At 73.4% G+C, this 4,751-nt stretch carries 6 protein-coding genes and 1 pseudogene; 3 read left to right on the top strand and 4 right to left on the bottom strand.

From position 1 onward, the window contains the following. The first annotated feature begins 66 nt into the window (after positions 1 to 66). Both AOK23_RS33645 and AOK23_RS33640 read left to right on the top strand, forming a co-directional pair. Positions 67 to 735, top strand: a complete 669-nt coding sequence (locus AOK23_RS33645; RefSeq protein WP_338056547.1) for a cobalamin B12-binding domain-containing protein — start codon at positions 67 to 69, stop codon at positions 733 to 735. Positions 736 to 870: 135 nt separating this feature from the next. Further along, positions 871 to 1,080 carry a DUF6480 family protein gene (locus AOK23_RS33640; RefSeq protein ID WP_055716327.1) on the top strand — a complete coding sequence of 70 codons (210 nt, stop codon included), beginning with the start codon at positions 871 to 873 and terminating at the stop codon, positions 1,078 to 1,080. Positions 1,081 to 1,155: 75 nt separating this feature from the next. Here the strand turns inward: AOK23_RS33640 and AOK23_RS33635 are convergent, their stop codons facing one another. Together AOK23_RS33635 and AOK23_RS50665 are read right to left on the bottom strand one after the other, a co-directional pair. After that, on the bottom strand, positions 1,156 to 1,890 hold the full coding sequence (locus AOK23_RS33635; RefSeq protein WP_240496687.1) for a hypothetical protein: 735 nt from the start codon (positions 1,888 to 1,890) through the stop codon (positions 1,156 to 1,158). A 31-nt stretch (positions 1,891 to 1,921) separates the two neighbouring features. After that, positions 1,922 to 2,083, bottom strand: a complete 162-nt coding sequence (locus AOK23_RS50665; protein ID WP_240496688.1) for a hypothetical protein — start codon at positions 2,081 to 2,083, stop codon at positions 1,922 to 1,924. Positions 2,084 to 2,087: 4 nt separating this feature from the next. On the opposite strand from AOK23_RS50665, the pseudogene AOK23_RS33630 reads away from it, so the two are divergent. Further along, positions 2,088 to 2,735: pseudogene (locus tag AOK23_RS33630) on the top strand (cryptochrome/photolyase family protein); the annotation flags it as partial. Between the two features lie 24 nt (positions 2,736 to 2,759). Here the strand turns inward: AOK23_RS33630 and AOK23_RS33625 are convergent. Together AOK23_RS33625 and AOK23_RS33620 are read right to left on the bottom strand one after the other, a co-directional pair. Then, the gene (locus tag AOK23_RS33625; RefSeq protein WP_055716324.1) at positions 2,760 to 3,767 is read right to left on the bottom strand and encodes a helix-turn-helix domain-containing protein; all 1,008 of its coding nucleotides are present in this window, start codon (positions 3,765 to 3,767) and stop codon (positions 2,760 to 2,762) included. A gap of 43 nt (positions 3,768 to 3,810) precedes the next feature. Continuing rightward, on the bottom strand, positions 3,811 to 4,602 hold the full coding sequence (locus tag AOK23_RS33620) for a class I SAM-dependent methyltransferase (RefSeq protein ID WP_055716323.1): 792 nt from the start codon (positions 4,600 to 4,602) through the stop codon (positions 3,811 to 3,813). Positions 4,603 to 4,751: the final 149 nt, after the last annotated feature.

Raw genomic sequence — 4,751 nt, 5'->3', positions numbered from 1 at the left:
CCGGGCCAGCCCGCGGCCCCGTCGGCGTGAGTCCTCCACGGACGGCGTGTCCACCGGGGCCGAGGGCTGGCCCGGGCGGCGGTCCGTATGGACTCCGAGGCCGTGCGGGAGCAGATCACGGCGACCGTGGAGTCGTACGGCCTGATGGCCGCGTGGGAGGAGGTCCTCATCCCGACGCTGCGGTACGTGGGGCGCAGATGGGAGTCGTCCGAGGACCGGTACGTGGAAGTGGAGCACCTGCTGTCCTGGCACATCTCCGTCGCCCTCCACCACGCCTACGCGCGCGCCGCGGCCCGCAACAGAGCCGCCGACACGCGCCCCGTCCTGCTGGCGTGCCTGCCGGGCGAACAGCACACCCTCCCCCTGGAGGCGCTCACCGCCGTACTGGCGGAGCGCGGCATGCGCGTCCTGATGCTGGGCGCCTCGGTGCCGGTCGAGGCACTGGAGGCCACGGTGCGGCGGGTCGCGCCGGCCGCCGTGGCCCTGTGGTCGCAGTCCCGGAGCACCGCGGACCTCCCCCTCGCCCGGCACCTCGCCGCGATCCGCTGGGGCATCCACGGCGCCCGCACCCGCAGCCACGTCGTGCTGTGCGGCCCGGGATGGGGCCTGCGCTCGGATCCCGACCTCCTGCGCCCCTTCGGACTGACCGACGCCGTCCGGATCATGACGTCGGTCGGTCGCCCCGGCGAGGACGCGCCGACGGCGGGCCAGGGGCAGGTGCAGGAGTCCATGTGATCCGCGCCGGAGTCCGTGCAGGCATCGGCCCACACACTCGGCGCGCGCGCATCCGGAGACGCTCCCGGTGCGGAAGAAGAGGTGCGATACATCCCCGAATGAGAACCTCCCTCCCCCCCCAGAGGAGTGCTCATCATGGTCAAGAAGCTGCATGAGACGGGCACCCGGAGTGAGCAGCTGCCTCCGCCCGAGGAGACCCCCGCCGCCGAGGGATCGACCGCCGAGGCCCACCACGAACGACCGGACGGCGGCATCTGGGAGCATCCGCATCTGTGGCTGTTCCTGATCGCGCTCGGCGCTCTGCTGTTCGCCGCGTTCTTCCTAGTCCGCATGATCACCCTGTGAGCCGAGCGGTTCTGCAAGCCGAACGACTTCGAGAGCCGAGCGTCGAGCTGACCCGCCTCCGGCCCGGACGGTGTCTCAGCGCGGCCTTGCGGAGACTCCCCGCTCCGCCGCCCAGGTGCGCAGCGCGGCTTCGGCTTCCTCGCGGGAGACGGGGCCGTGGTCGATGTGGAGTTGCTGGAGGTGGCGGATGGCCGCACCTACCGTGCGGCCCTGGGGTATGCCGAGCAGGGCGATGACCTCCTTGCCGTCGAGGGGCACCGGGACGCCGGGCAGCCGTTCATGGGCGGCTCGCTCGGCTGCGGCGCGCTCCCTGGCCTCGCGCCTGGCCTGCTCTCCGGCGTGCCACGCGTCGTAGTCGGCCGCGTCGTGCGCCTCCAGGGCGGCCCGGCGCCAGTCCTCCTCGTCCCGCCCTCGGCCGAGGCCCACCTCCGCGAACAGATCACGGTGGTCCGGCGCACCGGGGCCGGCCGGCACCACGCCGAGCAGGGCCAGCGCCGCGTTGATCGGCCAGTCCTCCCGCGGACCGCTGAAGTCCGAGGTGTGCACCGGGCCCCATTCCCGTACGCCGGCCCGCCACAGGGCGGCGGTCTGATCCCCGTCGCCGCCCCAGAAGTCCGCTTCCACATGGGCCACCGGTCCGCCCTGCGACAGGTCACGCAGGAGGCGCGGCAGGTCACCGCGGAACTCGGTGGTGAGCGGCAGCAGCCCCAGGCGTTGCGCGAGCGGGGCGACCACCGACCCCGTCACCCCTTCGGCCCAGCGCCGCATGCGGTCGAAGTCGCTGATGGCGGCGTCGAGTCGGTACGACATCCGTGCACGGTAACGCCTGCTGGTCCCGGCCTCAGTCCTGGGAGCGGAGGAGGGCGGGCGTGGGTACGGGGTCCTGGCCGGGGGTGAGTGCCGCCTGGCTCGCGCGGCGGCGGGCGGCCAGGGCCTCGCGGGCCGCCTCGCGGGGGTGGCGGCGCCGCCAGTACGGGTTGTCGTGGGGCAGCTTGCTCGACACCCGGCGCGCCCCGGTCAACAGCGTGGAGGGATTCGTCCGCCAGGTCGCCGGCTGGCGCGAGTACGTCTGGCAGCTCTACTGGTACTTCGGCGAGGACTACCGCCACCGCAACGCCCTGCGGCACCACGAGCCGCTCCCCGGATGGTTCCAGGAGGCGGACGCGGACGCGGTGCGGGCGCGCTGCCTGGCCACGGTGCTGGCCCAGGTGCGGGACACCGGATGGACGCACCACATCCCCCGGCTGATGCTGCTGGGCAGTCACGCCCTGCAGCGCGGCTGGGACCCGCGGGCGGTGACGGACTGGTTCCACCGCAGCTTCGTCGACGGCTACGACTGGGTGATGGTCCCCAACGTCGTCGGCATGTCGCAGTACGCCGACGGCGGCCGCATGACGACCAAGCCGTACACGTCCGGCGGCTCGTACGTGCACCGGATGAGCGATCTGTGCGGCGGATGCGTCTACCGGCCGGGCGAGCGGACCGGCGACCGGGCCTGCCCGTTCACCACCGGCTACTGGGCCTTCCTGCACCGGCACCGGGCCCGCTTGGAGCGCAACCCCCGGATGGTGCAGCCGGTGCGCGGGCTGGACCGCCTGGCGGACCTGGACGAGGTACTCCACCGGGAAGCCCGCCGCGGCGACACCCCACCCTGACGGCCGGGGTGATGAAGGAGTCGCCTAGGGCCGCGGAGATAGGCCCGCCGGCGTCCCGCCCGCGGCGTCGCGCGACGTGGCCGCGCGGAGTTCGCTGGGTGGCATGCCGTAGGCGGTGCGGAAGGTGCGGGTGAAGTCGGCGGGGCGGGGGAAGCCCCAGCGGGCGGCGATGGAGTGGATGGGCTCGGCGCGCAGCGCCGGGTCGGCGAGGTCGCGGTGGGCGCGCTCCAGCCGCTGGTCGCGGACGTACGCGGCGACACCGACGCCCTCGGCGCGGAAGAGGGCGTACAGACGGCTGCGGGAGATGTGGTGGGCGGCGGCGATCGCGGCGGGGGTCAGTTCCGGGTCCGCGAGATGACGGCGGACGAACGCCTTGATCCGCAGCATCAGCGTGCGGTCGTAGGCCTCCGCCGGCATCAGCGGGTCGGCGTCCAGCGTGTGGGCGAAGGCGGCGGTGACCAGGTCGGCGACGACGGTGCCCAACCGGGGGGCGTCCTGCGGCTGGTACGGGCCGGTGTCCGCGGTCAGGTTCACCAGGAACTGCGACAGCAGCGCGCCGACCCCCTCACGGCCCGATATCGGCCGCCCCACCGCCTGATCGGCCCGGCTCGCGGGCAGCGCCACCAGCGCCCGGGGGATCTCCACACCGACGATGGTCACCGGGTCGGAACCGGTGAAGACGTCCCACGACCGCGACGAACTGTTGACGTGGATGTCGCTGAGCCGGTACGTGACCTCCTGTCTGCCCCAGGTGGCCCTGCCCTCTCCGCGCAGCAGCAGGGACAGGTGGTAGACCTCGGGGTCGGACTGGCGGACGAGCTTCGGCGTCCGGCGGAAGACCAGCGAGTCGAACGTCGCCGGCCACACCGTCACGTCACCCAGCCCGATCAGCCGCTGGTGCACGCGGTAGTCCGCCGCGCGGTCACTGGACAGGTCCAGCGGAGCATGCGTGCGGCCCATGCGTTCCGTCCACGCGTCGAACCGGTCACCCGGAGGCAGATCCAGGGAGCGGAACACCGACTCTGGCAACATCGCCGCAGTCAATCACAGGGCCCCGAACCGGCGGAGCGGGCCCTCATCCGCGGGCGTACGCCGAACCGTGCGCGTCGGCGTACGCGGTGAGGAGCGGCTGGAAGAACCCCGTCTCCCGGGGCGTCCACCAGCGGACGTCCTCGAAGCCCGCGTCGGACACCAGGCCGGCCAGCCGGTCGGACCGCAGCGCCCAGTACGTGGTCCGGCGGACCTCGACGCGCCATTCCCCGTCCGCCGGGAGGAGTTGGAAGTGCTCCAGGTCGTACCGCTCCCCGTCGTCGTGCCAGTGCCACAGCTGGAAGGTGATCGTCCGCTGTCCGCCGCCGTCCGGCAGATGCACCTGGGGAGGCGTCGACGAGGGCCGGTCCCGCAGGAGTTCGTCGTAGGGGCGTGTGCTGAGCAGCAGTCGGCCGCCCGGGCGCAGCACGCGCCGCATCTCCGTCAGGGCGGTACGGACGTCCTGCTCCGTCAGGAGATGGGGCAGGGAGTTGTCCGCGCAGACCACCGCGTCGAACCGGGCGTCGGCGAACGGCAGGCGCCGCATGTCGGCGGCGGCGGTGACCAGCGGCACCGACCGCCGGGCGCCCTCACGGGCGGCACGGGCGGCGGCACGGGCACTGAGATCGGTCCCGACGACACGATGCCCGCGCAGCGCCAGCCCGACGGCCTGGGTGCCGATGCCGCACGAACAGTCCAGCACCACCGCCCGCTCCCGCCCCAACAGGGCGTCCAGCGCCTCCCCCTGGCGGCGGACGCTCGCCTCCCAGTCCGCGTAGATCAGGTGGTAGTCGTCGGCCAGTTCGTCGTAGAAGCGCGCCACCGAGGTCTTGGACATGAACCGAGGTTAGGCCGTGTCCGACGATTCCCGTCCGCCTCGCGGCGCCACGCACGCGCTCTCGCCGCACCGGCTGGATCCAAGGCCGACGGCGTCAGGTCAGCACCTCGGCGATCGCCGAGATCGCCCCCGGCCCCACCCGGCAGCAC

Source organism: Streptomyces torulosus (genome assembly GCF_001419765.1).
GTDB classification, from domain to species: domain Bacteria; phylum Actinomycetota; class Actinomycetes; order Streptomycetales; family Streptomycetaceae; genus Streptomyces; species Streptomyces torulosus.
The sequence above is the reverse complement of the archived record's forward strand: the minus strand, read 5'-3'. Positions and strand labels throughout refer to the sequence as shown.

What these genes read in the sequence shown, in the direction of transcription:
- AOK23_RS33635 (WP_240496687.1), bottom strand. Translation starts at nt 1,890, where the DNA reads ATGTCGTACCGACTCGACGCCGCCATCAGCGACTTCGACCGCATGCGG.
- AOK23_RS33620 (WP_055716323.1), bottom strand. Translation starts at nt 4,602, where the DNA reads ATGTCCAAGACCTCGGTGGCGCGCTTCTACGACGAACTGGCCGACGAC.
- AOK23_RS33640 (WP_055716327.1), top strand. Translation starts at nt 871, where the DNA reads ATGGTCAAGAAGCTGCATGAGACGGGCACCCGGAGTGAGCAGCTGCCT.
- AOK23_RS33625 (WP_055716324.1), bottom strand. Translation starts at nt 3,767, where the DNA reads ATGTTGCCAGAGTCGGTGTTCCGCTCCCTGGATCTGCCTCCGGGTGAC.